At 48.9% G+C, this 26,128-nt stretch carries 25 protein-coding genes and 1 riboswitch; of the genes, 17 read left to right on the forward strand and 8 right to left on the reverse strand.

Annotation, left to right across the window (positions count from 1 at the left end):
* Nucleotides 1-71 precede the first annotated feature (71 nt).
* Entirely contained in the window at nt 72-929 is an 858-nt protein-coding gene (locus OCU49_RS07440) for a PA4780 family RIO1-like protein kinase (protein WP_261844349.1), read from the forward strand.
* A 440-nt stretch (nt 930-1,369) separates the two neighbouring features.
* Nucleotides 1,370-1,732, forward strand: a complete 363-nt coding sequence (locus OCU49_RS07445) for a SpoIIAA family protein (protein ID WP_261844350.1) — start codon at nt 1,370-1,372, stop codon at nt 1,730-1,732.
* An 82-nt stretch (nt 1,733-1,814) separates the two neighbouring features.
* Here the strand turns inward: OCU49_RS07445 and OCU49_RS07450 are convergent, their stop codons facing one another.
* The 4 genes from OCU49_RS07450 to OCU49_RS07465 all read right to left on the reverse strand — a co-directional run bounded on the left by OCU49_RS07450 (nt 1,815) and on the right by OCU49_RS07465 (nt 5,864).
* Nucleotides 1,815-3,026 carry a DUF790 family protein gene (locus OCU49_RS07450; RefSeq protein ID WP_261844351.1) on the reverse strand — a complete coding sequence of 404 codons (1,212 nt, stop codon included), beginning with the start codon at nt 3,024-3,026 and terminating at the stop codon, nt 1,815-1,817.
* Nucleotides 3,026-4,447 (reverse strand): DEAD/DEAH box helicase family protein, encoded by a 1,422-nt coding sequence (locus OCU49_RS07455; protein WP_261844352.1) that lies wholly within the window; start codon nt 4,445-4,447, stop codon nt 3,026-3,028. The genes OCU49_RS07450 and OCU49_RS07455 overlap by 1 nt, the downstream gene beginning before the upstream one ends.
* Nucleotides 4,448-4,645: 198 nt before the next feature.
* Nucleotides 4,646-5,095, reverse strand: a complete 450-nt coding sequence (locus OCU49_RS07460) for a GNAT family N-acetyltransferase (protein ID WP_261844353.1) — start codon at nt 5,093-5,095, stop codon at nt 4,646-4,648.
* Nucleotides 5,096-5,120: 25 nt separating this feature from the next.
* Nucleotides 5,121-5,864: a GNAT family N-acetyltransferase gene (locus OCU49_RS07465; protein ID WP_261844354.1), complete on the reverse strand. Its 744-nt coding sequence runs from the start codon at nt 5,862-5,864 to the stop codon at nt 5,121-5,123.
* A gap of 141 nt (nt 5,865-6,005) precedes the next feature.
* Between OCU49_RS07465 and pdxR the strand changes: the two genes are divergently transcribed.
* The 8 genes from pdxR (at nt 6,006) to bluB (ending at nt 16,271) form a co-directional block, all read left to right on the forward strand.
* Nucleotides 6,006-7,475: a MocR-like pyridoxine biosynthesis transcription factor PdxR gene (gene pdxR / locus OCU49_RS07470; protein ID WP_261844355.1), complete on the forward strand. Its 1,470-nt coding sequence runs from the start codon at nt 6,006-6,008 to the stop codon at nt 7,473-7,475.
* Nucleotides 7,476-7,736: 261 nt separating this feature from the next.
* Nucleotides 7,737-8,714 carry an AAA family ATPase gene (locus OCU49_RS07475; protein WP_261844356.1) on the forward strand — a complete coding sequence of 326 codons (978 nt, stop codon included), beginning with the start codon at nt 7,737-7,739 and terminating at the stop codon, nt 8,712-8,714.
* A gap of 22 nt (nt 8,715-8,736) precedes the next feature.
* Complete coding sequence (locus OCU49_RS07480; protein ID WP_261844357.1) at nt 8,737-9,795, forward strand: DUF58 domain-containing protein; 1,059 nt, start codon at nt 8,737-8,739, stop codon at nt 9,793-9,795.
* Nucleotides 9,795-10,364: a DUF4381 domain-containing protein gene (locus OCU49_RS07485; protein WP_261844358.1), complete on the forward strand. Its 570-nt coding sequence runs from the start codon at nt 9,795-9,797 to the stop codon at nt 10,362-10,364. The genes OCU49_RS07480 and OCU49_RS07485 overlap by 1 nt, the downstream gene beginning before the upstream one ends.
* Nucleotides 10,357-11,382, forward strand: a complete 1,026-nt coding sequence (locus OCU49_RS07490; protein WP_261844359.1) for a vWA domain-containing protein — start codon at nt 10,357-10,359, stop codon at nt 11,380-11,382. The genes OCU49_RS07485 and OCU49_RS07490 overlap by 8 nt, the downstream gene beginning before the upstream one ends.
* A complete protein-coding gene (locus OCU49_RS07495) occupies nt 11,372-13,345 on the forward strand; it encodes a VWA domain-containing protein (protein WP_261844360.1) in 1,974 nt (657 codons plus the stop codon). Before OCU49_RS07490 ends, OCU49_RS07495 begins: the two co-directional genes overlap by 11 nt.
* On the forward strand, nt 13,342-15,066 hold the full coding sequence (locus OCU49_RS07500) for a BatD family protein (protein WP_261844361.1): 1,725 nt from the start codon (nt 13,342-13,344) through the stop codon (nt 15,064-15,066). The genes OCU49_RS07495 and OCU49_RS07500 overlap by 4 nt, the downstream gene beginning before the upstream one ends.
* 204 nt (nt 15,067-15,270) lie before the next feature.
* Nucleotides 15,271-15,471: riboswitch (cobalamin riboswitch) on the forward strand.
* Between the two features lie 44 nt (nt 15,472-15,515).
* A complete protein-coding gene (bluB, locus tag OCU49_RS07505) occupies nt 15,516-16,271 on the forward strand; it encodes a 5,6-dimethylbenzimidazole synthase (protein ID WP_261844362.1) in 756 nt (251 codons plus the stop codon).
* A gap of 65 nt (nt 16,272-16,336) precedes the next feature.
* Here the strand turns inward: bluB and OCU49_RS07510 are convergent, their stop codons facing one another.
* On the reverse strand, nt 16,337-17,440 hold the full coding sequence (locus OCU49_RS07510; protein ID WP_261844363.1) for a sensor domain-containing diguanylate cyclase: 1,104 nt from the start codon (nt 17,438-17,440) through the stop codon (nt 16,337-16,339).
* Nucleotides 17,441-17,656: 216 nt separating this feature from the next.
* Between OCU49_RS07510 and OCU49_RS07515 the strand changes: the two genes are divergently transcribed.
* From OCU49_RS07515 to OCU49_RS07545, 7 genes are all read left to right on the forward strand, one after another.
* Nucleotides 17,657-18,844 (forward strand): acyl-CoA dehydrogenase, encoded by a 1,188-nt coding sequence (locus OCU49_RS07515; RefSeq protein WP_261844364.1) that lies wholly within the window; start codon nt 17,657-17,659, stop codon nt 18,842-18,844.
* Nucleotides 18,845-18,865: 21 nt separating this feature from the next.
* Nucleotides 18,866-20,071: a CaiB/BaiF CoA transferase family protein gene (locus tag OCU49_RS07520; protein WP_261844365.1), complete on the forward strand. Its 1,206-nt coding sequence runs from the start codon at nt 18,866-18,868 to the stop codon at nt 20,069-20,071.
* A gap of 190 nt (nt 20,072-20,261) precedes the next feature.
* Nucleotides 20,262-21,725: an NAD-dependent succinate-semialdehyde dehydrogenase gene (locus tag OCU49_RS07525; RefSeq protein WP_261844366.1), complete on the forward strand. Its 1,464-nt coding sequence runs from the start codon at nt 20,262-20,264 to the stop codon at nt 21,723-21,725.
* Between the two features lie 182 nt (nt 21,726-21,907).
* A complete protein-coding gene (locus tag OCU49_RS07530; RefSeq protein ID WP_261844367.1) occupies nt 21,908-22,444 on the forward strand; it encodes a GNAT family N-acetyltransferase in 537 nt (178 codons plus the stop codon).
* 59 nt (nt 22,445-22,503) lie between these two features.
* Nucleotides 22,504-22,830 carry a hypothetical protein gene (locus OCU49_RS07535; RefSeq protein ID WP_261844368.1) on the forward strand — a complete coding sequence of 109 codons (327 nt, stop codon included), beginning with the start codon at nt 22,504-22,506 and terminating at the stop codon, nt 22,828-22,830.
* A 113-nt stretch (nt 22,831-22,943) separates the two neighbouring features.
* On the forward strand, nt 22,944-23,459 hold the full coding sequence (locus OCU49_RS07540; RefSeq protein ID WP_261844369.1) for a DUF2799 domain-containing protein: 516 nt from the start codon (nt 22,944-22,946) through the stop codon (nt 23,457-23,459).
* 76 nt (nt 23,460-23,535) lie between these two features.
* Complete coding sequence (locus OCU49_RS07545; RefSeq protein ID WP_261844370.1) at nt 23,536-24,189, forward strand: class I SAM-dependent methyltransferase; 654 nt, start codon at nt 23,536-23,538, stop codon at nt 24,187-24,189.
* Between the two features lie 32 nt (nt 24,190-24,221).
* Here the strand turns inward: OCU49_RS07545 and OCU49_RS07550 are convergent, their stop codons facing one another.
* From OCU49_RS07550 to OCU49_RS07560, 3 genes are all read right to left on the reverse strand, one after another.
* Nucleotides 24,222-25,001: a metallophosphoesterase gene (locus OCU49_RS07550; RefSeq protein ID WP_261844371.1), complete on the reverse strand. Its 780-nt coding sequence runs from the start codon at nt 24,999-25,001 to the stop codon at nt 24,222-24,224.
* A gap of 107 nt (nt 25,002-25,108) precedes the next feature.
* Complete coding sequence (locus OCU49_RS07555) at nt 25,109-25,417, reverse strand: cupin domain-containing protein (RefSeq protein ID WP_261844372.1); 309 nt, start codon at nt 25,415-25,417, stop codon at nt 25,109-25,111.
* Between the two features lie 121 nt (nt 25,418-25,538).
* Nucleotides 25,539-26,036, reverse strand: coding sequence for a GNAT family N-acetyltransferase (locus tag OCU49_RS07560; RefSeq protein ID WP_261844373.1), 498 nt, complete (start codon nt 26,034-26,036; stop codon nt 25,539-25,541).
* Nucleotides 26,037-26,128 lie beyond the last annotated feature (92 nt).

The raw sequence follows: 26,128 nt of genomic DNA on the forward strand, positions 1-26,128 counted from the left end.
AACAATATACAGACAAAAAGAAAGATATGATCTTGTTACAGTAATAGCCAACCACTCAAATCTGGTATTTCGTGAAAACCCCTAAACGCCTACAGCCTCTCGTCGACGACGGTTTAATTGATGAAGTTATCAGCCGCCTGATGAGCGGTAAAGAAGCCGATATATTTATTGTCCGTTGTCGTGACAAGATTCGTTGCGCCAAAGTCTATAAAGACGCCGCTAAGCGAAGCTTTAAAAATGCCGCGCAATACCAAGAGGGACGTAAAGTTCGTAGTGGTCGCCAGGCACGCGCCATGCAAAAACGGTCGAACTATGGCCGCCAGCAGCAAGAAGAGATTTGGCAAAATGCCGAAATTGATGCGTTATCCCGTTTAGCCCATGCCCGTGTGCGAGTTCCCGAAACCTATGGTTGCGTTGACGGTGTATTGTTAATGGAATTAGTCACTGACGAAGCGGGTGATGTTGCACCACGACTTGGCGATGTGACAATGTCAGAAGAGCAGGCGATTGAAGATCATACTCTGATGATGCATTACATCATGCTTATGCTTTGCGAGGGCATTGTGCATGGTGATTTATCAGAATTTAACGTATTGGTCGATGATTACGGCCCTGTAATTATCGACTTACCTCAAGCGGTTAATGCCGCTGCCAATAACAGCGCGGAAGAAATGTTCGCTCGCGACGTCAACAATATGCGTCGTTATTATGGCGAATTTGCCCCTGCCTTATTACAGACTCAATATGCCAGGGAAATGTGGGCATTATTTGAAGCGGGTGATTTAACACCGGACTCAACTCTCAGCGGTGAGTTTCATGATGACAGCGACAGTGCAGATGTAGATATCGTGCTGGAAGAAATCAAAGCGGTGATGCAAGAAGAACTGGAACGAAAAGAGCGTATACGTGAAGCCGAAGAAGAGGCATGATTTTAGAAGAAAGTAGAGTATGGGTCATAATGTATGGGCCGGCTCTTGCGTTTTGACTCTTTAGAATACGAACTTTCAGTAGCCACCTTTTCCCCCTTCTGTGCAGCTGAGCACCGCAGCTAGTAACAGGAAAAGCTGAGAAACAGATTGAAGGCGCATAGCGGGTGATCAGCTACTTACTAATGCGCTGCCGTTTAAGCGTGAAACGGCAAAGCATCCGGCGTCCCTAAAACTAATAGCTTCATGATTTTTGGAGTCGGTTTCAAATCTAATTTATACCGTTATCTATAGGTATGAATTACATTATATATTCCGTCTGACCTCCCAAGGTTAATCAGAGTCACTGTTCGACTGACTAACTGGCGAAGCTGTGCTTCGATACAGGCTCTTAGCGACTATATTTATACACATCAAAGCAACCCGCTCCGCAAGGAGGGAACATGTTAGAAATGATGGATATAGGTATTAATAATGCCGTTGCGTTTACCATCTCCGGAAAAATCACCGAACAGGATATGACGCTGGTTCTTGATGCTTCTAAAGAAAAAATAGAGCGTTATGGCAGCATTGTGATTCTGGAGAAGATTGAGTCATTCAATGGCGTAGAGCTTGCAGCCATATTTGAAGAGTTCAGATATCTCCGGGAAGTGGGGATGTCTAATATGCGTAAAGTAGCGATTCTGACGGATAAGACCTGGATCGAACATATTGTCCGCATCGAAGATAAACTTTTTTCGGGGATTGATATGCAATGTTTCGCTATGGACGAAGAAACGGCAGCGGTTGAGTTTCTGAAGGCCTGACTTCGGGTTTCTAAAAGTTATCAGGCCAGGATTTGATACCTTTTAATTCAGCTATCAGTTCTCAATTCTCAATACTCAGTTTTCAGTTCTCAACCGATTTGAGATATCGCTCGAGCGTTTTCTGCAGTCGTGATACTGCCGGGTAGTCACTGAACAGGAAGTGACGACTGTTATCCAGATCTTCCAATGCGTCCTGCCGATCACCTTTTGGCAGGCCTTTTAGCAGATAACGGTCGATGGCCAGAATCAGCGGCTCTTTCATTTTCTCCAGTTCTTCCATGCGCTGAATGAGTGGTCCCCGGTGCCAGCGGTGGAATATTTCCAGATAAACAGTAACACCTGAACTGTGTTGCAGGGTGAAGTCTGGAAAGATAAGCCGGCCTTTAGGACGTTTGATGAAAGGGGATTCAGCGACAAACTTCCAGTCTTCGACTGTGTTTTCGAAATGACTGGCGAACAGCCTGACTTCTTCCGGCACATATGCGGACATATGGCGGTAATGGCTGACCAGTTGTGAACTTTCATCCAGTTTGAGGGTTTTAACCGCCCGCTTAGGTTTAACTTTAGCGCTGATCTGCCACTGCTCCAAAAGGCAGATGACCGGAAAAAACGAGGCAATCTGTAGCCCGTATTTTTTAGTCCCTTCCAGCAGAGATAGCGGCCCGTCGATGACGACGGTGGTTTTATCTTTGCTTTGTTTTATTTCAGCCAGTAACCGGAAGAACTTCAGGCATTTGAAAATTCGGCGCAGGTTAGCGGCGGACATTTCATGGGTAGTCAGGGTTAACGACTGTGTAGAGAGTAACAGGGCCTGTACCTGTGCCATGTTGTAACGTTGCAGTAATTGGCGTGGCGTGAAGTCTCGTTTTATCCGGGTTAGCTGTTCGAAGGCGGGTAAGTCCGGGTATAGGGCTGTGTCGATATTCTGCTGGCTGAGTGCCTGAACTGCTTCACGATAGTCTTCTAAGGTTTGTGTCTCTGTGTTTTTTAACTGTTGAGCAGCGGCGCTTAATATAGCGTCACGGCGAGCGCCGGCATCTTCTTCCGCGAGGGTAAATTCGGCATGGTCCAGGAGGATTTTATACAGGCTTTTGCCGAACTTCAGATCCTGTTGGCCCTGTTGATAAAGCTCTGCTTCTGCTTCGATGGTTTCACGGGTTTTGCCTGTTCCCTGGTTAAAAACTGACAGTAGTTGTTCTGCAAAAAACAGTAATCCTGCTGCATCAACATCGATAAAGTTAGGGGTAATCCGGGTAGATTTAAGACTGTATGTCAGCAGATCTTTAGTTAACATCAGTCAGCCTCCGGACTGTCAGTAGTCCTGTTGTTAGGCGAAGCAACATCATAGGCCTGGTGTTGGCGGCGGCGCTCAGAGATATTGGTTTCTGATGAGCCGGCTGATATCAGTTCATACAGGCGGGCTTGCTTATCGGCGGAAGGTCGCAGAATTCGGCCAAGCCGCTGGACATGTTCCCGCACAGAACCGGAGCCAGAGACGATAATGCCGACGCTGGCTTCGGGTACATCAATTCCTTCATTCAGCACCTTACTTGTGACCAATACGGTAAATTCACCCTGCCTAAACCGGTCGAGGAAGCGTTTGCGTTCGGCTGCTTTGGTGTTGTGGGTAATGACCGGTAAAAGGAATCGCTCGCCAATGTAGTAGGCCAGCTTGTTCAGTGCTGTAAAAATGATGACCCGTTCGCCGCGATGCTGATTCAGCAGTTCCCATAACTTATCAAACTTGGCTGCGCTGGCGGCAGCAATTTCTTTTTGTGTCCTGAAGGCTTGTAATACCTGCCTTCCATCGGGAGCCTGCGCGCAGGCACGGAGGAAGTTTGACCAGCCATAGGGTGATGAGAAACTGATATGGTGGCTGCGCACAAAATCCAGATACTGTTGGCGGTTCTGCAGGTAGCTGGCCTGTTCTTTAGCAGTCATGGGTACTTCGATTACTTCAGTGTCGTACAGGGACAGTACGCCGTCATCAAAATCGTTAATTTCCCTGCGATAGACTTCGTTGCCGATCAGTTTGTACAGCAGCTGCTCGCCATTATCGTTACGCTCTGGCGTTGCTGTTAACCCCAGCCGGTAAGGGGCAGGGCTGAGTTCTGCTGCCTGGCGATTTACTGCACCGGGTAAGTGATGGCATTCATCAAAAACTATCAGAGGGAAGCGATCACCAATGTATTCCATCATTATGACGGCGGAGTCATAGGTAATAACGGTGATGGGGAGTAATTCTTTACTGCCGCCACCGTAGACGCCGATGGATTGCTGGAAATGCTTTTCCAGTTGGGTCGCCCACTGGATCATCAGGTCGATGGTTGGCAACACGATAAGTGCCGCTTCGCCACAGCGGCGAATGGCTTCGATTGCAACAATGGATTTACCTACCCCTGTTGGCAAAATGATTAATCCCTGACACTGGTTAGCTTGCCAGCTATCCACTGCCTGTTGCTGATAATCCCTCAGGGTAACAGAGAGCGTGTCCGGTACTGTTAGGGCAGGGGTTTCGAATACTTCATCATCCAGAGGACAAGTGTCTGTACTGGGCAGGTTTTCCAACTGCTGCCGGATGCGGCTGTACGCCCAGGCGGGTGCCCGCCAGGCATCGACACGGTTGTCGTACACCAGTTGCTCAATGCAGTGTTGTGTCAGGAGGGATGTATCTCCACTGAGTAGCAGAGAGCCTGCATCAAAGGTCAGCTTCATTGTTCCCCTGAATCATCGGATTACGTCAGTAAAAACGCATAATAACAGATGTTTAGAGGGATGTTGTCGTGCTGCTATTTGCCTCGTTACGGGGCTGAATTATAAGGCGAACATGCTAACAGGCTCTGATTGCAGAGCCTGTTATTTTAATGAGGTCAGTTTGACGCGTAGTTCCGGTATAGGTAGCGGTGAGATCTCTCAGCCTGCAGACATCTGATAGGTTACCCAACGGGTGCGGTCAGCGACTTTATCGTAGACTGCCTGGCCGCGATAATTATCCTCTGCAGTTATCCAGCGAACGAAGTGCCAGCCATGCCCGGCAGCGGATTGTTCCAGTGCCAGAAACAGTGCGTCAACGGCGCCACTGCCCCGGGCGTCAGGCGATACAAACAGATCATCCAGAAAACCTACCCAACCGCCACGTAGCGGTGATTGCATAGCGCGATAGTGCATCAGGCCGATGAGTTGGTTTTCTGCATTGCAGGCGACCAGGCAATAGAATTGCTGATCGTCTGAAAATATCCATTTCCATACCTGATCAAGGGTTTCCTGGCTCATAGGCATGCCGTAGAACTCGGCATAACCTTTATATAGTTCTTCCCATTGTTGCCTGTCTTCAGGCTGAAGAACGCGGGTTGTAGCTGACATGTGTTTGTCCTGATTTAATAGACGCTTAGGTGTTGCCTTCATGGGCAAGAGTTTGCATTTCCTGCAGTGTTTTCAGTTGCTGGCCTTGCGTGTTGAAGTTGTCAGCTGCCAGCCACTGCTGGAATGCCTGCTTCAGAACTGGCCATTCTTTGTCGATGACAGAGAGCCATGCGGTGTCACGGTTGCGACCTTTATAAGTTATTGCCTGGCGGAAGATACCTTCAAAGGTAAAACCTAACCGCGCGGCGGTTTTTTGGGATTGTTGGTTTTGTGAATCACATTTCCATTCATAACGGCGGTAGCCCAGCTCATCAAATACCCGCTGCATCATCAGAAACATAGCTTCGGTTGATACAGGTGTGCGTTGCATGAGTGGTGAGAAGTGAATGTGGCCCACTTCGATAACCCCCATATCCGGGGTAATACGTAAATAGCTCGCCATGCCGACGGCTTTATTCATGCTTTTGCTACCAGGGTTTTCATCGATTACGACGAAGAACAGAGGGTCCTGTCCTGTACAGGTGATTTCCAGCCACTGGTTAAAGGTTGCCCGGTCAGTAAAAGGTTCACTGAACAGGTAGGTCCAGCCTTTACCGCTAGGGTCTGCTGCGAAAGCTTCAAACAAATCATCAGAATGAAGGGCAATGTTCAGAGGCTCCATACGGCAGTACTTACCCTGCATTGTGGTATGCGGTGGGAATGGCCGCGGCTGCCAGTTGTCTACAGGTTCACCAACCGGCATCTGATTTTGATCCTGATAAGTGGTCATTATTGTGTCCTTAGTATTTGATTCTGAATAAATAATAATTGTTGTCTGGCCGTCAGAAGGGCACTTGTAACTGATCTCAGATTAGGTGTTTAATGGGGTGATACAAAGATCCATTATTTTTCAGATATAAGGCCCACTTTAATGCAGTCCCGTGATGAGTTTCCTTCCGAACTGTTTTTGCCGTTTCTTTCCTCTGAAAGCGGGCCACAGTACAGGGCTTTGTTCCGTGGTTTTCAGCAAGCAATCCTCACCGGGCAGTTAGATGCCGGGAGTAAATTGCCAGCCAGCCGGCCGTTGGGAAAAAGCCTGGGTGTATCACGAAATACAGTAAAAGCCGCTTATGAATTGCTGCAGGCAGAGGGCTATATTGAAACCCGTCATGGAGCCGGTAGCTTTGTATCAGCAGCAGTACCTGATCAGATTTCTAAGAAAGCTCCGGATGAAGCACAACAGCAAATAGCACAGCCAAAATTATCAGAAGTATCGAACCGGATTTCTGAGGCTTTTGCAGAGCGGCCGCTACTGGGTGGTGGTTTATTGTTACCGGCGACCCCTTGTGTCAAAAGTTTTCCCTGGCTTAAGTGGCAGCGTCATGCAACGGCAGCCGGGCGCAAGATTAAGTTTGAAGGTTCTGTTTCCCGTTCCGGTTATCTGGGGCTGCGTCGACAGATTGCTGACTATCTGAATGTTGTCAGAGGCGTAAAAGCCAGCGCAGAGCAGGTGCTAATCTGTTCAGGCTCTCAGCAGGCTATTTATCTGGCGGCTTTGCTGTTGCTGGATAAAGGCGACGATATTTTGGTGGAAGAACCCGGATATTACGGGGTGGATGGTGCATTGGCGGCAGTAGGCGCGAATAAAGTAGCAGTGCCTACCGATGAGGAAGGCTTTCAGTTGGATGCTGCTTTACAGCGCTCGGATAAGGCTCGGTTAGCATTGCTGACGCCATCCAGAAATTACCCTATGGGTTACACTCTGAGCTTGTCCCGCAGGCTGGCGTTGCTCAATTGGGCCCGTGAACAGGATGGCTGGATTATTGAAGATGACTACGACAGCGAATTTCGTTTTGATGGCCCGCCATTAACGTCTTTGCAGGGGTTGTCTGGTGGTGAGCGGGTACTTTACATGGGTACATTTAGCCGCATATTGCATCCATCTATACGCCTGGGATATTTAGTATTGCCGGATGCGCTGGTGGAACCCTTTAGTCATGCCCGTGCGTTTATTGATGGTGGCCTTTCGTTACTGCCGCAAATCGCATTGGCAGACTTTATGGCCAGCGGAGACTTTTCCAGCCATGTTCGTCGCATGAGAAAGTTATATCAGCAACGGCGGGAGATACTGAATACACTTGTTGAGCAGCGTTTTTCAGAGCTGCTGTTGCGGGTAGAAAGTGATGGAGGCATGCATTCAACGTTTTTATTTACAGATGCAGTAACAGTGACAGACCGCGAACTGGCAGTGGCTGCTCAGGCTAAGGGGTTAGGCCTGCGGCCATTATCGGATTTTTATAACGGTAGCAGCGGTCCGCAGGGTGTTGTCATCGGTTTTGCCGGTTTTGATGAAAACGATATGGTCAGAGGTATGAACATTTTGGCGAGTGTACTTCGCTGAGCTGTTGAGTAGATTCCGGGCACGTTTTAAGGGATTACCAGGTTGTTAACCCCTTGTATTTTTTTGCTTTGAACACATCTATTACAGGAACCATTGTAAGGCTGCTTGTTCAAAGCTTTCAGCTATAAATAATTCGGAAGTACCGCTGATAGCAGGCATGGCTTTTTAATTAACAAAGCTATTAGTTAAAAAAGCAATTAGTGAACAAGCTTTCAGCTATAAAAGCCATTAGGTAACACTCTCAGGAATAAGGGATATATTTTGGACGCCGTTAATCTCAGTGAAAATTTTCAACGTCTGCAAGCCTGGTTATCGGCGCAGATTATTGGTCAGCCTGCGCTGGTCGAGCGTTTATTAGTTGCGCTCCTGGCGGATGGCCATTTGTTGGTAGAAGGCGCGCCTGGATTAGCAAAAACCCGCGCAATAAACAGCCTTTCAAAAGGGCTGGAGGCAGACTTTCAGCGGATTCAGTTTACCCCTGATCTGTTGCCTGCAGACATTACTGGCAGCGATATTTTTCATCAGGAAGATTCTAGCTTCAGTTTTCAGCAAGGGCCTATTTTCCATAACTTAGTACTGGCTGATGAAATAAACCGGGCGCCTGCCAAGGTTCAGTCTGCGTTATTGGAAGCGATGGCAGAACGTCAGATCAGCGTTGGCCAGAACACCTTTCCGTTACCGGAAGTATTCATGGTAATGGCTACTCAAAACCCGCTTGAGCAGGAAGGCACTTATCCATTACCGGAAGCACAGCTTGACCGTTTTCTGATGAAAGTGCTGGTGGAGTATCCTGATGCTGCCGCTGAACGAGCTATCTTACGGTTAAACCGGAAAGAGGCTGGTGGTCCTTCCGATAAGAATGAAGTGGAAGTGCCGCAACTGAGTCAGGCAGATATTCTTGCAGCAAGAAGAACAATTCTGAATATCCACATGGCAGAGCCGGTGGAAGAATATATCGTGCAGCTGAGTATCGCGACCCGACAGCCGCATCTTTATGACGCTACGCTTGCCGGTTGGATAGAAGTAGGCGTGAGCCCAAGGGCCAGTATTGCACTGGACCGATGTTCCCGTGCCCATGCCTGGTTAGCGGGCCGGGACTTTGTAACCCCTGAAGATGTGCAGCAGGTTTTACATGATGTGTATCGTCATCGTCTGTTACTGAGCTTTGAAGCTGAAGCTAATGGCATAGATGCGGATCAGGTTATCGATGCGCTGGTGTCTGTTGTACCGGTAGGCTGAGTAGGTTGTATCGGGAATGAAAATGTTTGATTTTCTGCACAAAGATGACAGTGTGAGAACTGCTACAAAACCGTCAGTGGCTGAATATACAGATGCTGCAAAAGATGCCTTCGCGGGTGCTTATACCCGGCTGGAGAGTCTGGTGCAGTTACAGCAATACAGCCGCCAGATGAACCTGTTAAGTGCTCCGCGCAGAGCCGCTCAGCTGAGTGGTAACTGGCAAACCCGGATTCGTGGTCGGGGGATGGATTTTGCAGAAGTGCGAGAGTATCAGCCCGGGGATGATATTCGTAGTATGGACTGGCGGGTAACCGCCCGGACAGGTTCACCCCATAGCCGGGTATTTACTGAAGAGCGGGAACGGCCGGTTATATTGGCGGCAGATCTGCGCTCATCAATGTTCTTTGGTTCGACGTTGGGCTTTAAGTCTGTTACGGCGGCAGCTTCACTGGCGCTGATTGGCTGGGCGGCACAAAACAGCAGAGACCGGGTAGGCGGCTTAGTCATGGGCGATAATGCACATCGGGAAAGCCGGCCAAAGAACGGTAAGAAAGGTGTGCTTGGCGTGTTGCATAATCTGGATGATTTTAGCCGTTTGTTAACGAATCCGTTGCATACCGCTGAGCAAAGCATGTTGGACCTGTTACTTAAACTACAACGGGTTACCCGGCCGGGCAGCTCTGTATATCTCGCCAGTGATTTTCACGACTTTAATGATGACTGTGTACCTCATTTACAGCGACTGGCACGGCATGCTCAGCTTACGCTTTTGTGTATTTCGGATCCGTTGGAATGGAAACTACCAGAAGGTAACAGTCTTTGGGTGACTGATGGTCAGCAGCGTCAGCTGTTATCTCAGCAAGATCAACTGAACGAGCTGTTGCCACAGCGTATTGAGCGATTGCGCGCCTGTACAGGTGATGGAATTGAGTTGCTGGATATTCGAGGCGATGGTCAGGTACTGGATTTGCTACAGCGCCGCTATGGGCAATCCCGTGCCAGCTCTGGAAAAATAGCTTCTGGAAAAAGCGCATCACAAAGAGACAGGTCACGCAGAACGTCCTCGGGAGGGCAGCCTTGATGTCAGCCGCGAACACATCTGCATCTGCAAATAATTCAGCTGTAGCAACTGATCCGTTAGCCGGTCTGCGGGATATTCATATGCCCGTTGAGATCGGCTACTGGCCACTGGCACCCGGCTGGTGGCTGCTGATGATCAGTGCTGTCGTTATCATGGCTCTGCTGTTTTGGAGCCTGCGCCGTTACCGGTTAAATGCTTACCGACGCCATGGTGCCAGGCAGCTGGAGCAAATACATCAGCAGTATTTCGCTGCGCCAGAGACCGGGGACGCAGGTAAGGAGTACCTGCAACAGGTAAACCGGCTGCTGAAACAGGTATATATCACCCAGGGGCAGGTAAACCGGGTAGCGGGGTTAAGTAGCCAGCGCTGGCTTGATGAACTGCAGCGGGTGGCGCCAGGTACTTCACTGGATAGTTTCTCTGCCAGCCTGACCTCGCTATATGCGCCAACGCTGACACTGAAAGAAACTGATGTGGTGGCTGTTCACCAGGAGTTACTGAAATGGCTGCGCAGCCATAAGCTAAGCCTGTTAACAGCAACCCGGAACGGGGAGCATGAGCATGCTTAGTTTACAGCTCCCCTGGCTATTACTGGCATTACCTGTACCGGCACTGGTTTATTGGCTATTGCCGCCAGTGGCCCGGCCTGAAGCGGCGTTACGGATACCCTATTACCAACAGTTGCAGAGTTCACAACAAGCGCCGGGGCAAGTCATACAGGGACGGGCACCGTTGATTCTGTTGATAGCTATCTGGCTATTACTGCTATTGGCCGCCGCCCGGCCTGTCTGGTTAGGTGAACCGCAACCATTAGCCGCCAGCGGTCGGGATCTGATGTTAGCCGTGGATGTGTCCGGCAGTATGGAAACTAAAGATATGGTGTTGAACAAGACTTCTCTGAACCGCTTGCAGGGCATTAAAATTGTTATGGATGGCTTTATTACCCGCCGCCCGCAAGACCGGTTGGGCCTGATTTTGTTTGGCAGTAATGCCTATATACAGGCGCCACTCACGTTCGATCACGCCACACTTGGACAATTCCTCAACGATTCTCAAATTGGCTTTGCCGGGCCTGAAACGGCAATCGGTGATGCAATCGCACTGGGCATTAAACGGCTGGCAGACCGGCCTCAGCAAAGCCGGGTAATGGTCTTACTGACCGACGGCGCAAATACCGCCGGTGCGATTGATCCTTTGGAAGCTGCCAGAGTTGCAGCCGAACAGGGCGTGAAGATTTATACCCTGGGTTTTGGTGCCGATGAAATGATAGTGCGCAGCTTTTTTGGCAACCGCAAGGTGAATCCTTCGGCTGACCTTGATGAGGCAACGCTGCAGCAGATTGCTGAGAGTACCGGCGGTCGTTATTTCCGGGCCCGTAATATTGAAGAATTAATCAAGATTTATTCTTTGCTGGATGAGCTGGAGCCCACCGAACATGACGCTCAGCAGGTTCGCCCGCAACAGGCGTTGTTTTTCTGGCCAGCTGGCCTGGCATTGTTGCTGAGTATGGGGTGGGCGATGGTGAATCTGTTATCCCGCCGTCGTCGCTCAAACACATCGAAAAGTGAGGTGAAGCATGCTGGCTGAATTTCACTTTATTCGCCCCTTATGGTTATTACTGTTACCGGTAATTCCTGCTCTGTTGTTTGGTTTATGGCAGATACAGTCTGCCCGGGTGAGCTGGCAGACACTGATTGCCCCTGGCTTGCGGGATTATCTGATAGACGGACAAAGTGGCCGTTTATCAACACGGGTATTTGTCGCGTTGGGAATTGGCTGGTTACTGGGTATATTGGCATTGGCGGGGCCTGCCTGGGAAAGGCTGCCTCAGCCGGTATATCAGACAGGCGATGCTATGGTCATCGTGATGGATTTATCCCCTTCGATGATGGCGCGGGACGTGGCGCCCAGCCGGCTGGAACGGATGCGCTATAAGCTTACCGATCTGATTAAAGCTCGTGATGAAGGTATGACTGCGCTGGTGGTATATGCCGGAGACTCTCATGTGCTGGCTCCCCTGAGTGATGACCAGCAAACTTTGCTGGCGCTGTTGCCGGGATTATCGCCGGCCATTATGCCCATTCAGGGCAGCCATACAGAAGAAGCAGTTGCTCTGGCGCTGGAGCTACTCAGGCAGGATAAACGCCAACAGGGCTCGTTGGTATTACTGACCGACGGTGTAACCGCTCAGGCAGCTAGCGCAATTGGTCAGCTGTTTAATGAGTTACCTGCGGGTACGGATTTTACATTGTCAGTCATGGGCATTGGGACGGCAGAAGGCGCGCCTATCCCGCTTGCTGAAGGGTTTGCAAAAGATGCAGCAGGTAAAATTGTGGTGGCGCGCTTAGATGCTGGAAGGCTGAGTAAACTGGCGACTGATACCGGTGGAATTTATACCCCGATGCGTCTTGATAACAGTGATATTGAAGGCCTGATTACTGCTGCTTCAGACTTTTTACCAACGGATACGGATGATTCACACACAAAGGCTCTGGAGCAAACTTTTGATCAGTGGCAGGAAGCTGGTAGCTGGTTAGTCCTGCTGATGTTGCCATTGGCTGCACTGGCGTTTCGGCGCGGCTGGTTGTTGACAGTACTTTTTGTGCTGGCGTTACCCGTAGCGCAGAGCCCTCCGGTATATGCCGCTGAAGTGGCAGAGGATAAAGTGGGAAGCCGTTGGCAAAGCTTGTGGCAGACGCAGGATCAGCAAGCCGCCGAGGCTTTAACCCAGGGGGATAATGCAACGGCAGCTGAGTTGTTTCAGCACCCGGACTGGCAGGCCACGGCCCGTTACCGTAATGGTGATTTTACCGCAGCTGCTGAACAGTTCGCTGCTGCAGGCGATGCAGAAGGACTGTACAACAGCGGTAATGCGCTGGCTAAAGCCGGTAAGCTGAATGAAGCGCTGGATGCATATAAGCAGGTTCTGGAACAGCAGCCACAGCACGAAGATGCTCAGGCGAATAAAGATCTGATTGAGGAACTGATTAAGCAGCAACAAAATCAGCAAAGTCAGAGCCAGCAGAGTGACAGTCAACAAGATCAGAGCCAGCAGGATAAAAGCCCGGAAGATCAGAATAAACAGGGCCAGAATCAGCAAGATCAGAACCAGCAAGGCCAGAATCAGCAAGATCAAAACCAACAAGGCCAGAATCAGCAAGATCAAAACCAGCAGGGCCAAAGTGAATCTGACAATAGCGAGTCAGAGCAAAGCCAGTCTGAGCAAAGCCAGCAGGATCAGGCAGAACAACTTCGCCAGCAGTTAGAGCAGCAACAACAGGAGGCGCTGGATAAACAGCAGGCCCAGGCTGAACAGCAGGCAGACTCAGCCGAAGAAGGCTCGCAGGATGAACAGCAAAGTGCTGCTCAACAGGTAACTCAGAGCCAGCCTGAACAGACTGACGAAGAAGCGGCTTTGCAAAAATGGCTGGGGCAGTTACCGGAAGACCCCACAGGGTTACTGCGTAACAAGTTTGATTACGAATATCAGAAGAAACGTCAGGCCTATCAGAATGGCGACTGGCAACCGGCGCAGGAGCAACGGTGGTGAGACAATATATAGTTCAGCTTTTAACCAGCATGTGTATGGTGCTGGTTACGAATAGCGTATTAGCAGCGAGTCTGGAAGCCAAGGTTGACCGTAACAGGATTGCACTCGGTGACAGCCTGACGCTTACAGTTGTGGCTGAAGGCTCGGTTGATGGCGAGCCAGACTTTGGCTTGCTTGAACCTTTTTTTGATGTAATTAATCGCGCAGTTGGCCGCAACACTTCAATTGTGAATGGCGATATTACCCGCACGGTTAAGTGGCGTCTGATCCTTAACCCCAGGCAAAAAGGCACGCTGGTCATCCCCGCGTTTGAGCTGGATGGTATTCGCAGTGAAGCCATTACCATTGAAGTAACTGAGCCACCACCGCTCACGGACTCTACAGATGATTTGCGGGTTGAACTGCATCTGGATAAGTCAGAAGTATTTGAAAATGAGCAGCTGATAGTCACCCGTCGACTGTTATACGGCATTGCTGTTGGTGGCCTGGAAATGCAACCGTTTGAGTTGCCTGATGCTCAGATAATAGAGCTGGGTGATAACCAGTATGAAACTACCCGGGACGGCCGGCGTTTCGGCGTTTACGAAGTGGCTTATGCGGTATTCCCACGTAAGGTCGGCGTATTAGATATTCTTGCTCAAAGTCTGGAGATTCAGGTTGGGCGACGTAATTTGTTGAATAACCGTAGTGCGCAAAAGGTACGTCTGGAGATGGGAGCTGAAACTGTTAAGGTCAAAGCCCGTCCGGCGGGCTTCACGCAGGCAGACTGGCTGGTAGCGAATAAGCTGGATCTTTCCGAAGGTTGGAGTCAGCTACCGGAGCAGATTCGTTTAGGAGAGTCCCTTACCCGAACCATTACTCTGGCAACTGTAGGTGCTGCGCCTGAGCAGTTACCAACCCTGGAACTGGCGGATATTACCGGGGTGAATATTTATTCTGAGCCGCTGCAAAATACCGAAGATAATACATCCCGCGGGGTGATCCACGCCCGGCAACGTAGCCTTGCCATAGTACCTGTTCAGGAAGGACAGATTGAAATACCTGAACTGGTCGTTAAGTGGTGGAACAGTACTGAAAACCGTGAAGAGCTGGCGCGATTACCTGCCCGCAGTATAGAAGTATTACCTGCGCTTGCGGGCAGCGCTTCGGCCACGCCGGCTGCGACTGTTCAACCAACTGCTCCGCTACAAAATAATGTGGCTCAGCAACAGAACGAAGTACAAATTGTTTATCAGCAGTCACCATTGGCTGCATGGTTAATTTGGGCAAACCTTGCCTGGGCATTGTTGCTGGTTGTATTGGCAATACTCTTGATTAAACAACGTCAGCAGATTCGACGTTTGTTAGCAGCTACTGCCACTGATTCAAAATCGGATCACAAACTCCGTGCAGCAATTAAAGATTCTTTTTCTACTGTGCAGCAAGCGCTTGCCGGGCAGGAATTGGTTGCAGTTCACCGGGCGGTAAAGCATTGGGGTGATGGCTGTTATCGTCAGGGACAATTGCCGGTTGGCGGTATTACCGGGCTTAAATCTGTTGCTGATGGTGAGCTAAAAGAACAGTTGAGATTATTAGAGCGGGTGTTGTTCGCTGCGTCGGAAACCCAGATGCCAGATCTGAATAAACTAGGCAGTGGTTTGACGCTGTTAAATAAACAGCTTTCAGCCCGACAGTCTGAGGCATCTTCTGACACTGGCCTGGCGTCATTCTATCCGGGTTAAGCAGGAGCATGCTGCTTTGTTAAGCCCGGATGATGTCATTGTCCGGGCTTGTTCATCTGCGGTTTTTTCCCTGCTATATGTTGATCCCTGTCTAAACTCTTAACGATTTCACTTGTTTGTTATCTGCAGTCTTTATATAAATGTTTTTTAGAATAGCTTTCTTTAATGGTTTAGCAGAGACATTCAGTTAGAGAAGTTTTACAACCAAAAAATCCACATACAGGTGCCGCTGATGCTTTAAATAGCGTCAGAGGAGAATCGGGAAACTGGTGAGAATCCAGTACGTGCCCAGCGCTGTAAAGGGGATTCTGTAAACAGGTTACGACCAGCCACTGAGTATTCTCGGGAAGGTGTTTACAGAAGTTGATCCTGAGTCAGAAGACCGGCCTGTAAGTATCAGAAAAGTGTTTGGACAGGCACTTACCGCCACCATATTAAGGGGAATACCTATGGGGCACTTACCAATCGATTTTCCGCATCAGGAAAATATCAGCTTTAACCCGGAAGAAATTCACGGCCTGTATAAAACCATTTTTAACCGTCGCGATGTGCGTGGACAATTCCGTCCCGACAGCATTCCCGACGATGTACTGAGCAGGGTTTTGTATGCGGCTCATCATGCGCCTTCGGTTGGCTTTATGCAGCCCTGGGATTTCATGGTGATTCGTGATGCCGGGGTACGTCAGCGTGTCAGAGGTTTGTTTGATCAGGCACATGATGAAGCCGCCGAAATGTTCACCGAAGACAAACAGGACACTTATAAATCTCTGAAACTCGAGGGTATTCTTGAGTCACCTTTGAATATCTGTATCACCTGTGACCGCAAGCGAACCGGACCGACGGTTATCGGGCGCACGCACATGAAGGTGATGGATCTCTATAGCAGTGTATGTGCCGTGCAAAACCTGTGGTTGGCAGCCCGGGCAGAAGGGCTTGGTGTCGGCTGGGTGAGTATTATGGAGCAGGAAAAACTCCAGCAAGTATTGGGTATTCCTCAGGATATAGTGCCTGTTGCATATCTGTGCATCGGCTATGTGGATCACTTTTATGACAGACCTGAACTGGAGTCAGCCGGATGGTTGCCTCGTCAACCGCTGCAGGATCTTATTCATTTTGATCAGTGGGAAAACCGTTGTTCAGAGGAACAGGATTCCCTGATGGGCGCGATAGCAGCACATGCGGGTTTTCCTTCTGAATGTGTCTGAAGGTTTGATGGCTAAAGAGACTGAATAGCAGAAGGTCAGAGAAGCGATGTTGAGTCTGTGTTCTGTCAGGCTACAGTCTGATCGGAAATGACACGGTTTCGACCCTGACGTTTAGCCGTTAACAGCGCTTTATCTGCCGCATCGAATAAGTCTTCCGGAGACTGTCCCCGGAATTCGGCAACACCGATACTGATGGTAAGCTTTTCACTGTCAAAGTCAGTGTTGGCGACAGTCTCCCGATATTCTTCAGCCAGTTTAGCGGCGCCCTGTAATTCGGTGCCTGGCAGTAGTACTACAAATTCTTCACCGCCATAGCGGGCACAGAAATCCTGACTACGTGCACGTTGTTGCAGCAAACTGGCAACCTGCGTCAGTACTGTGTCGCCAAAGCTATGGCCACAGTTATCGTTAAGTGTTTTGAAGTGATCAATATCAATTACCAGCAGGCTAAGCGCTGTGTTGTTCTTGTTTGCCAATAAGGTATTTCGGGTGAGGGCGGTATTGAACGCCCGGCGGTTATTCAGCCCGGTGAGTTCATCGGTAATGGTCAGGCGACGTAACTCATGGTTTGCGCCATCCAGCCGACGCTTAGACTCGCTCAGTTGTCGTTCCCGCATTTCCAGTACTTTAAGCGACTTGCGTAGCCGTAATAACTGCATAACCTGATTCCCCAGTGCAGTGAGGGCTTCAGTCTGCTGCTCCGACATACTTTGCGGTTGGGTATCTACCGCACACAAAGTGCCTAGTACCATACCGTCATCATCAATCAGTGGGACGCCGGCATAAAAGCGCACGAAAGGCGGATTGATGACCATACCTATATCTTTTACCCGTGGGTCTTTTTGTGTATCGGTAACGATAAAAGGCTCAGTGCCCATGACGGTTTGCGAGCAAATCGCAAAGCCGCGGGGGACTTCAACCGGGGCAATGTTATGTTTGGCTTTGTGCCATTTTCGTTCGGCATCGACGAAGGCTACCATGGCTTTATCTACACCGCAGACAAAGGCTGCCAGTTTGGCTATATCGTCGTAGGCCTGTTCAGGGAGAGAGTCGAGAATATCGTAATCTTCCAGTGCCAGCAGGCGCTGTGATTCGTTATCCGGAAGCGGGAAGGGGTATGTCATCGGCTTACCTGTACCTCTGAATGTATCCATCCAGTGGAACGTCATTCTATTTCTTTTGATTCTTTAGCCAGACTGTTGTGCTGGCAGATCTATATCAACGCATACATATGTAATATCTATGAAAATAGAACGTTAATACAGGGTTTACTGCTTTGTGCTACCCATAAAGGGTATGTACCCCTTCTGGCGGAGGGGAGTAGTATGAATTCTATCTCGTTTATTTTTCGGTTATCCGGACATCGATTTTCAAGGGCAATGAACATGAGTAAGTCTGTTAAAAAGCCGGCGTTTGACTGGCAGGATCCGTTATCTATTGAAGCGCAACTGAGCGAAGAAGAACGCATGGTACGCGACACTGCCAGAGAATATTGCCAGGAGCGATTGCTGCCGCGGGTAACCGAAGCAAACCGTCATGAAATTTTTCATACTGAAATCATGCCCGAACTGGGTGAACTGGGCTTACTGGGTGCAACTTTGCCGGAACAGTATGGCGGCGCTGAAGTGAATTATGTGTGTTACGGACTGGTTGCCCGGGAAGTTGAAAGAGTCGATAGCGGCTACCGCTCCGCGATGAGCGTGCAGTCATCACTGGTCATGCATCCTATTTATAGCTACGGCACCGAAGAGCAGCGTATGAAATACCTGCCAAAACTGGCCAGTGGTGAATGGATTGGCTGTTTTGGTCTGACTGAGCCGGATGTCGGTTCTGATCCGAATAATATGAAAACCCGTGCAGTAAAGGTTGATGGTGGTTATCAGCTGAAGGGCGCGAAAATGTGGATTACTAATTCACCGGTAGCGGATGTGTTTGTTGTCTGGGCGAAGCTGGATGGCGAAGTACGTGGTTTTATTCTTGAAAAAGGTATGCAAGGCCTGAGTGCGCCGAAGATCGAAGGTAAATTTTCTCTGCGGGCATCGGTGACCGGTGAAATCGTTATGGATGATGTTTTTGTACCTGAAGAGAATATGTTTCCGGATGTTAAAGGTCTGGCAGGTCCGTTTGGTTGTCTGAACAAAGCCCGTTTTGGCATTGCCTGGGGTGCGTTAGGCGCTGCTGAATTCTGCTGGCACAGTGCGTTGCAGTATACGCTTGACCGGATCCAGTTTGGTCGCCCACTGGCGGCTAACCAGCTGATTCAGAAGAAACTGGCAGACATGCAGACAGAAATTACTCTGGGTTTGCAGGCTTGTCTGCAAATGGGTCGTCTGATGGATCAGGATGCCTGCCCGGTTGAACTGATCTCTCTGTTAAAGCGGAATAACTGCGGTAAATCGCTGGATATCGCACGTATGTCGCGGGACATGCACGGTGGCAACGGTATCTCCGATGAGTTCGGTGTTATCCGTCATGTGATGAATCTGGAAGCGGTAAATACGTACGAAGGTACGCACGACGTTCACGCACTGATTCTTGGCCGGGCACAGACTGGCATTCAGGCATTCTTCTAAGTGTGACAGGAGGTTATTCCGATGGGCGCACTTTCACATATCCGGGTACTGGATCTTAGCCGTATTCTGGCGGGTCCCTGGGCGGGGCAGACACTGGCGGATTATGGTGCTGAAGTAATTAAAGTTGAGCGTCCTGAAAGTGGTGATGACACTCGTCGCTGGGGACCTCCTTTTGTAAAAGATGCTGAAGGTAACCCGGGTGATGCTGCCTATTATCACAGTGCTAACCGGGGCAAAAAATCAGTCGCCATTGATATCACCACAGAAGATGGCCAGGCGCTGGTACGCAAACTGGCCGCGGAAGTGGATGTGATTATCGAGAATTACAAAGTGGGTGGCTTGAGCAAATACGGCTTGGACTATGACAGTCTGAAAGCGGTTAACCCGCGACTGGTATATTGCTCGATTACCGGTTTTGGTCAGGACGGTCCTTACAAACATCGTGCCGGTTACGACTTCATGATTCAGGCAATGGGAGGCCTGATGAGCATCACCGGTGAGCCTGAAGGTCAGCCTGTGAAGGTTGGCGTAGCGCTGGCGGATGTTATGACCGGCTTATATGCAGTCACCGCTATTCAGGCTGCGTTATTGCACCGGGAACAGTCAGGTGAAGGTCAGCATATTGATATGTCCTTACTGGACGTTCAGGTGGCTGCTTTGGCGAATCAGGCAATGAATTTTCTGGTCGCAGAAGAGGCCCCGCCAAGGCTGGGGAATGCGCATCCGAATATAGTGCCTTACGAAGCCTTTGCGACAGCAGATGGCCATATCATTCTGGCGGTTGGTAATGACAAACAGTTCCGGGCGTTTTGTGAACTGGCTGGTGCAGCTGATCTTGCCGAGAATCCTGCGTTTGCCACTAACCCGCAGCGGGTAGCGAACCGTACCGATCTGATTCCGTTAATCAAACATCTGATGCAGCAACATAGCAGTGACTGGTGGCTAACTCAGTTGGAAGGTTGCGGCGTACCTTGCGGGCCGATTAATACACTGGATCAGGTATTTACTGATCCGCAGGTGCAACACCGCAAAATGCAGCTGAACTTACAACACCCGGAGATAGGTACTGTGCCTGGTGTGGCGAATCCGGTTAAGTTTTCCGGAACACCTGTTGAATATGGATCGGCATCACCTTTGCTGGGCGAGCACAGTAATGAAGTGCTGGAAGGGCTGGGGCTGGATGCTGCAGAGATCGTTAAGTTACGTCAGGACCGGGTTATCAGTTAACGCTGCTACCGGGTAATGAATATTAAAAACCGCCCGCTGGCGGTTTTTTTATACCCATAGATTTATGGCTATAGATTTAAAAATAGAGATTTATAAATACAGATTTATACATAGAAGCCTTTGCATGAGGCGCGGGATCACACTAGTGATGTGCACGTGCAAAGACCACACATAGAATTCAGGAGACAACATGTTGAATTTACAGGATGCGGATCTGTTCCGTCAGCAAGCATATATTAATGGTCAGTGGCTGGATGCGGATGAGGCGAAAATTAACACTGTGGTGAATCCGGCCAATGGTGAGCAGCTGGCAACTGTTCCTGATATGGGCGCTGCAGAAACTCAGCGGGCGATTGAGGCTGCAAATTGTGCCTTGCCTTTGTGGAAAGCAAAAACCGCTAAAGAGCGGGCCGTCATTCTGCGTAAGTGGTACGAACTGATTGTTGCTGCAAAGGATGATCTGGCATTACTAATGACTGCTGAACAGGGCAAGCCACTGGCAGAAACCGGTGGTGAGGTCATGTACGGCGCATCATTCATTGAGTGGTTTGCAGAAGAAGGTAAGCGTACTTACGGTGATGTTATTCCAACCCACGCAGCAGATAAGCGAATTCTGGTCACTAAAGAGCCGATTGGTGTGGTTGCTGCCATTACGCCCTGGAACTTCCCTAATGCCATGATAACCCGTAAGGCCGCACCTGCGCTGGCTGCCGGCTGTACTATGGTGCTGAAGCCAGCGGAAGATACGCCGTTATCTGCTCTGGCGCTGATGGTATTAGCAGAACGTGCCGGGATTCCTGCAGGAGTGCTGAACGTCGTGACAACTAAGCGCCCGGTTGAGGTAGGTAAAACACTGACTGATAGCCCTGTGATACGTAAGTTATCTTTTACCGGTTCAACGGCAGTGGGTAAGCAACTGATGCGTCAATGTGCTGATACTGTTAAGAAAATGTCGCTGGAACTGGGTGGTAATGCACCTCTGATCATCTTTGATGATGCCGATCTGGATAAGGCCGTACAGGGAGCAATTGCTTCTAAATTCCGTAATGCCGGTCAGACCTGTGTGTGTGCTAACCGTGTATTGGTACAGAGCGGAGTGTATGAAGAGTTTGCTGCACTATATGCGGTAGAAGTAGCAAAGCTGCAGACCGGTAACTGTCTGGAGGGTAATTTCCAGCAAGGGCCGATGATTAATGGTCAGGCGGTAGAGAAAGTCACCGGTATGCTTAATGATGCGGTGGAAAAAGGTGCCCGAGTTCTCTGTGGTGGTCAGCCCCATGCATTGGGCGGTAACTTCTTTGAGCCTACTGTGCTGGCAGATGTAACACCGCAAATGCGGGTAGCAAAAGAAGAAATTTTTGGCCCGATTGCACCGTTGTTCCGGTTTGAAACAGAAGCGGAAGCGATTCAGATGGCTAATGATACTGAGTATGGTCTGGCGGCGTACTTCTTCAGCCGTGATCTGGGCCGGGTATTCCGTGTATCGGAAGGTCTTGAATACGGCATGGTGGCAGTGAACGAAGGTATTCTTTCTACTGAGGTTGCGCCTTTCGGCGGGGTAAAAGAATCCGGTGTTGGTCGTGAAGGCTCTAAGTACGGCATCGAAGATTATCTGGAAATCAAATACACCCTGCTGGGCGGTATCCACGACTAGTTTTAAGACAAAGCTAAACCCTTTTTCTTTAAGCTTCTTTTCATAAGCCGCTTATCTGTATTTTGCAGATAAGCGGTTTTTTTATGTGTAGTGATTTTTTAACTCTTAATCCTGATGTCTTGCTTATTTAATTGTTAACTTAGATATTAAGTGTATTAAACAACGTTTTAAGGTGTTTCTGAGTGGCTCAGACATTAAGTATCAGAGAAATTAAAAATAGCGAATACGCACTTCTTGGCGATTTGACTGTTACTGTGTATTCGAAACTCGATGGCTTTCCCAGTCCGACAGAACAGCCTGATTACTATGTGACGCTGAGTAACATCGGTAGTCTGAACGAACAGCTTTATACGCAGGTACTGGTGGCAGAAAATTCAGAGAATGAAATAGTAGGTGGCGTTGTTTATTACAGCGATATGTCCGCATATGGTTCCGGGGGAATTGCAACGCAGGAGCAGGAGGCTTCTGGAATCCGTTTACTATCAGTGCATCCTGAATCTGCGGGGATGGGAGTAGGAAGTGCACTTACCAATGAATGTATCAGACGGGCTAAGGAAAGTGGCAATAAGCAGGTGATTTTACATACGACACAGGTGATGGATATTGCCTGGAGGTTATATGAAAAAACCGGTTTTAAGCGCTCGCCTGATCTGGACTTTTCTCAGCAAGGTTTTCCGGTGTATGGCTTCCGGCTGATGTTGAATAACGAAAAGCACTAAGCATTTTGTGAATAGTTGTTGTTAATAGCTCATGATGAAAAAGGATTTTTATTCTACATATGACTCCTGAACAAAAAGTAGCAAGACTGAAGCGGTTAGTGTCTGCAGCACGAAGTTTTGTTGCGGGTCAGCAAGGTATAACCACGGGAGTCAATCATATACTGGCTTGCCTTTATAATCTTGGTGACGAATGGGTGGAAAAGTATCCTGTTTTTAGTGACTTTAGACAGGCTATTCCTGCAGAGCTTCCTATAGGTTCGGAACGGCTTCTTTGGAATCTTGAAAGGATAATTGAGCTGGACCCTATTTTGGCGAAAATTGAGCAGGAATATCGTGCGAAGCTTATGAATGAGTGTTGTGGGTTAATAGGAAAGTATTCTGAGTAGGCTCCGTGCTGCTTATTTATAAATGGTTAGCTCATTCATTATTACCTTTCTGGGAATCACTCTGTTGATTACCTGTCAGAAGATCATATACAGCCGGTTAAGAGGCGATGATTATGAAGTATGTGTTGTTATTGACGACAGTGCTTATGCTGTCGGCCTGTGCGAGTTTGAATAAACAGCAATGTCTGGATGGCCAGTGGCAGGACATTGGTTATGCAGATGCCATGAAAGGGGCGACTGTTAATCGGTATGATGAGCACCGGGATGCCTGTTTTGAACATGGAATTAGTCCTGACTACGAAGCTTACAGTGCCGGCCATAAAGCTGGTGTGCCTGATTTTTGCACAGCTGAGTCCGGCTTTATAGCGGCCCGTAAAGGCTATAAGTACCAGGGATTTTGCATCGATCATAACGAGTCAGCTTTTTTGGACGGTTACCGCGAAGGGCAGGATATTTACTGGATTGAACGACAGATAGGCACAGCCCGGCAGTTTCTTTACAGTGCTGATATGGACTACAGCCTAGGTGGTGGTTTTAGTGAAGCCTATTACGAACGTAAAATAGAGCGTTTGGAACTGAGACGGGATGAGATGTTAGACCGAAGCCGCTATTACCGTTCGGCAAAGTAAGTCGAGCTATACATACAAAAAGCTATACAGAAAAAGTGCTATAAAGATAAAGAGTTATAAGGAAATCCACCCAGTGATGAATGAGGAAGCGGCTGAAGCTCGCTGGCAAAAATACTATGCGCAGGTCAGTGCGCAGCCGCACCGTAAACTGACGGCTATGGCGGTAAAAGCATTACTATTGAAAGACAAGGCGTTAAAAGATCAGGAATTAAAAACTCAGGAAACAGAGCTACCGAAAACTGTTCTGGATTGTGGTTGTGGTACCGGCAGTGATATTGCTTATATGCTGGAGCAGGGGTTTCAGGTACATGGCTTTGATGTACGAGAAGAGCCTCTGAATGTTTGTCGGCAGCGCTTTGCCGGTGCATCTGGGTTGAGTCTTTCTCAGGCGAGTTTTGCTGATTTTCAATATTCCCCGACAAGTTTGATTGTTGCCAACTCGAGTTTGTTTTTCTGTCCTCAGCCTGTTTTTGCCGATGTATGGCAAAAGATATTGGCTGCGTTACCTGTCGGTGGAATCTTTAGTGGTGATTTACTGGGTGTAGAGGATAGCTGGGTAAATAGCCCTGATCATGATGTATCCGCGTTTATGCCGTCTCAGGTAGATGCACTTTTTGACGGATTTGAAATTATCTATCGTCATGAACGGAATGATTTGGGACAGACGGCCCTTGGGCGAAGTAAGCACTGGCATATGCATACACTGATTGCCCGGAAACTGGCTGATTAACTCCTGTCAGTTGATTAATCCCTGTCTGTTGATTAAAACCAGGCAATTCGCGTTGCTGTTATTTCTGCACCGTTGATATCTATGATCCGATAGCCTTGCCGGTTGATGTCCAGTTGATGAGAGGCCCAAAAATCTTCGTGGTCAACATTGTCTTCTATCTGGGCATGATGAGCATAGGCAAAAGTTGAAGGACAGGTGAGTACCCGTATGCCGTTGACTGACTGGTCACTGTCGTTATGGGTGTGCCCTGCGATGACTGCCTGAACATTGGGCGCTTCAGAGAGCATATGTAGCAAGTCTTCAGGCTGGTGTAGCTGGCAACCGGAAGAGGGGCAAACTTTACCGGGTGTGTGGTGAAGGGCGACAAGTACAGGGGCCTGTCCTGCATTCTCTAAGCCCTGCTCAAGCAGCAGTAACTGATTGTTATCTAACTGACCAAACTCTTCTCCTGGCACTTGAGAGTCCAGTAGTAACAGATGCCAGCCATTGAGTTCGATGTGTTGCTGGTACTTAATGATGGGGGATGTGGCGAAGACACTGGCCATGTTTGCAGGCAAATCGTGATTCCCCGATAAAACATATACCGGGCAATTCAGTGCTTCCATCAATTTGGCGAATCGCAGGTAGCTCGTCTCAGATCCGTCTTCAGTAATATCTCCGGTGACAATGATCAGATCAGCAGCTGGCTCAAGGTTTTGTATATCAGTTATTGCTCTTTCCAGGGAGTTAGCTGTATCGACACCGTAGAGATCCTGGTTCGGGTAGGCTGTCAGATGGATATCACTGATCTGAATGATGCGTCGCTGTGTCATAGCAGTATTGTCCCTTCCTGGTCAGTAGCGCTTATCTGATGTGTCTGGTTATTCAGTATTTGCTTACGGCGCTTGCCAGGTTTTAACCGTAGCAAAACGACAACAGTCTAACGTTTTAACTCTATTTCGATAAACACAAATTCGTGTTCGTTAGCGTTAACAACGTTGTGTTCTATTCCGGCAGGACGGTAATAGGATTCTCCGGCGGTTAGTTCGGAAAATTGTTCGCTTTCCTGTTTTCCGTTTTTTGTTTCCAGTAATAATCTGCCGCTGGTTTGTGGCACGACGATATAAGCCATTGAATGTTTGTGCCAGCCGGTTTCAGCGAATGGTGCAAAGCGCCACTCTGTGACAACAACATCCTGATTATCAATTTGTATCTGGCTTTGAGCCTTAATTCTGTCGCTTTGTTGCATAACCTGCCCCTCAACTGTCCGTTGTTTTAGTCAGGCTTTCAGCTTACGCCTGTTTAAAAACTGAACAGTAGGGCCACGTTTCTGTGGTTTGATAGTACCAGAGGGAGAGGGTGCCTGAAGTTTATTGGATAGGCAGTTTCATTTTATAGCCGCCAGTAACCTCAAAGCCCTGATTGCTGTAAAAGTCGACGGTACGCTGGAATTCAGCAACTGGAGGCGTACATAGTTCGAGTCTTTTCCATGCCTGACTTTTGGCGTATTTCTTTGCCTCATGTAGCAGAGCTTCACCGACTTTCTGGCTGCGATGTTCTGGCAGTACGTAAAATTCCTGAATAATACCGAAGCTGCCTTCTGCATAGAGTGCAAAGCTTTCACACAATGCCAGAAAACCAATAATCTGCTTATCTTGCCAGGCGGCCAGAACCTGATAACGCTGTTCCTCAAGCAAGCGTTTGCAGAGGGCGGTTGTACCAGGCAAGTCGACATCGAAATGCTGAATGCCGGTTCGCTCAATGATTTCATTGGTAAGGCATATCGCTAAGGCAGCAATTTCAGTGGCGCTTTTTGAGCCAACTTTTTTTATGTTAACTGTTTTTGAGTCTAGAACGGTGATATTCACTGTGGCTTCTATGTGACAGATTGAATGTTAGGCAGGCTCTAAGCGTAACGGTTTTTACGGTGGATGCAAAAAAGCCCCTGGGGAAATCCGCA

It is taken from the genome of Aliamphritea ceti (assembly GCF_024347215.1).
GTDB classification, from domain to species: Bacteria; Pseudomonadota; Gammaproteobacteria; order Pseudomonadales; family Balneatricaceae; genus Amphritea; species Amphritea ceti.

Bases quoted from the DNA above. Each gene is read 5' to 3' on its own strand.
- OCU49_RS07465 (WP_261844354.1), bottom strand. From the start codon at position 5,864: ATGACCACTTATCAGGATCAAAATCAGATGCCGGTTGGTGAACCTGTA.
- OCU49_RS07525 (WP_261844366.1), top strand. From the start codon at position 20,262: ATGTTGAATTTACAGGATGCGGATCTGTTCCGTCAGCAAGCATATATT.
- OCU49_RS07540 (WP_261844369.1), top strand. From the start codon at position 22,944: ATGAAGTATGTGTTGTTATTGACGACAGTGCTTATGCTGTCGGCCTGT.
- OCU49_RS07510 (WP_261844363.1), bottom strand. From the start codon at position 17,440: ATGACGTTCCACTGGATGGATACATTCAGAGGTACAGGTAAGCCGATG.
- OCU49_RS07550 (WP_261844371.1), bottom strand. From the start codon at position 25,001: ATGACACAGCGACGCATCATTCAGATCAGTGATATCCATCTGACAGCC.
- pdxR (WP_261844355.1), top strand. From the start codon at position 6,006: ATGCAGTCCCGTGATGAGTTTCCTTCCGAACTGTTTTTGCCGTTTCTT.
- OCU49_RS07480 (WP_261844357.1), top strand. From the start codon at position 8,737: ATGTTTGATTTTCTGCACAAAGATGACAGTGTGAGAACTGCTACAAAA.
- OCU49_RS07495 (WP_261844360.1), top strand. From the start codon at position 11,372: ATGCTGGCTGAATTTCACTTTATTCGCCCCTTATGGTTATTACTGTTA.
- OCU49_RS07555 (WP_261844372.1), bottom strand. From the start codon at position 25,417: ATGCAACAAAGCGACAGAATTAAGGCTCAAAGCCAGATACAAATTGAT.
- OCU49_RS07460 (WP_261844353.1), bottom strand. From the start codon at position 5,095: ATGTCAGCTACAACCCGCGTTCTTCAGCCTGAAGACAGGCAACAATGG.
- OCU49_RS07455 (WP_261844352.1), bottom strand. From the start codon at position 4,447: ATGAAGCTGACCTTTGATGCAGGCTCTCTGCTACTCAGTGGAGATACA.
- OCU49_RS07445 (WP_261844350.1), top strand. From the start codon at position 1,370: ATGTTAGAAATGATGGATATAGGTATTAATAATGCCGTTGCGTTTACC.
- bluB (WP_261844362.1), top strand. From the start codon at position 15,516: ATGGGGCACTTACCAATCGATTTTCCGCATCAGGAAAATATCAGCTTT.
- OCU49_RS07535 (WP_261844368.1), top strand. From the start codon at position 22,504: ATGACTCCTGAACAAAAAGTAGCAAGACTGAAGCGGTTAGTGTCTGCA.
- OCU49_RS07490 (WP_261844359.1), top strand. From the start codon at position 10,357: ATGCTTAGTTTACAGCTCCCCTGGCTATTACTGGCATTACCTGTACCG.
- OCU49_RS07520 (WP_261844365.1), top strand. From the start codon at position 18,866: ATGGGCGCACTTTCACATATCCGGGTACTGGATCTTAGCCGTATTCTG.
- OCU49_RS07450 (WP_261844351.1), bottom strand. From the start codon at position 3,026: ATGTTAACTAAAGATCTGCTGACATACAGTCTTAAATCTACCCGGATT.
- OCU49_RS07545 (WP_261844370.1), top strand. From the start codon at position 23,536: ATGAATGAGGAAGCGGCTGAAGCTCGCTGGCAAAAATACTATGCGCAG.
- OCU49_RS07485 (WP_261844358.1), top strand. From the start codon at position 9,795: ATGTCAGCCGCGAACACATCTGCATCTGCAAATAATTCAGCTGTAGCA.
- OCU49_RS07515 (WP_261844364.1), top strand. From the start codon at position 17,657: ATGAGTAAGTCTGTTAAAAAGCCGGCGTTTGACTGGCAGGATCCGTTA.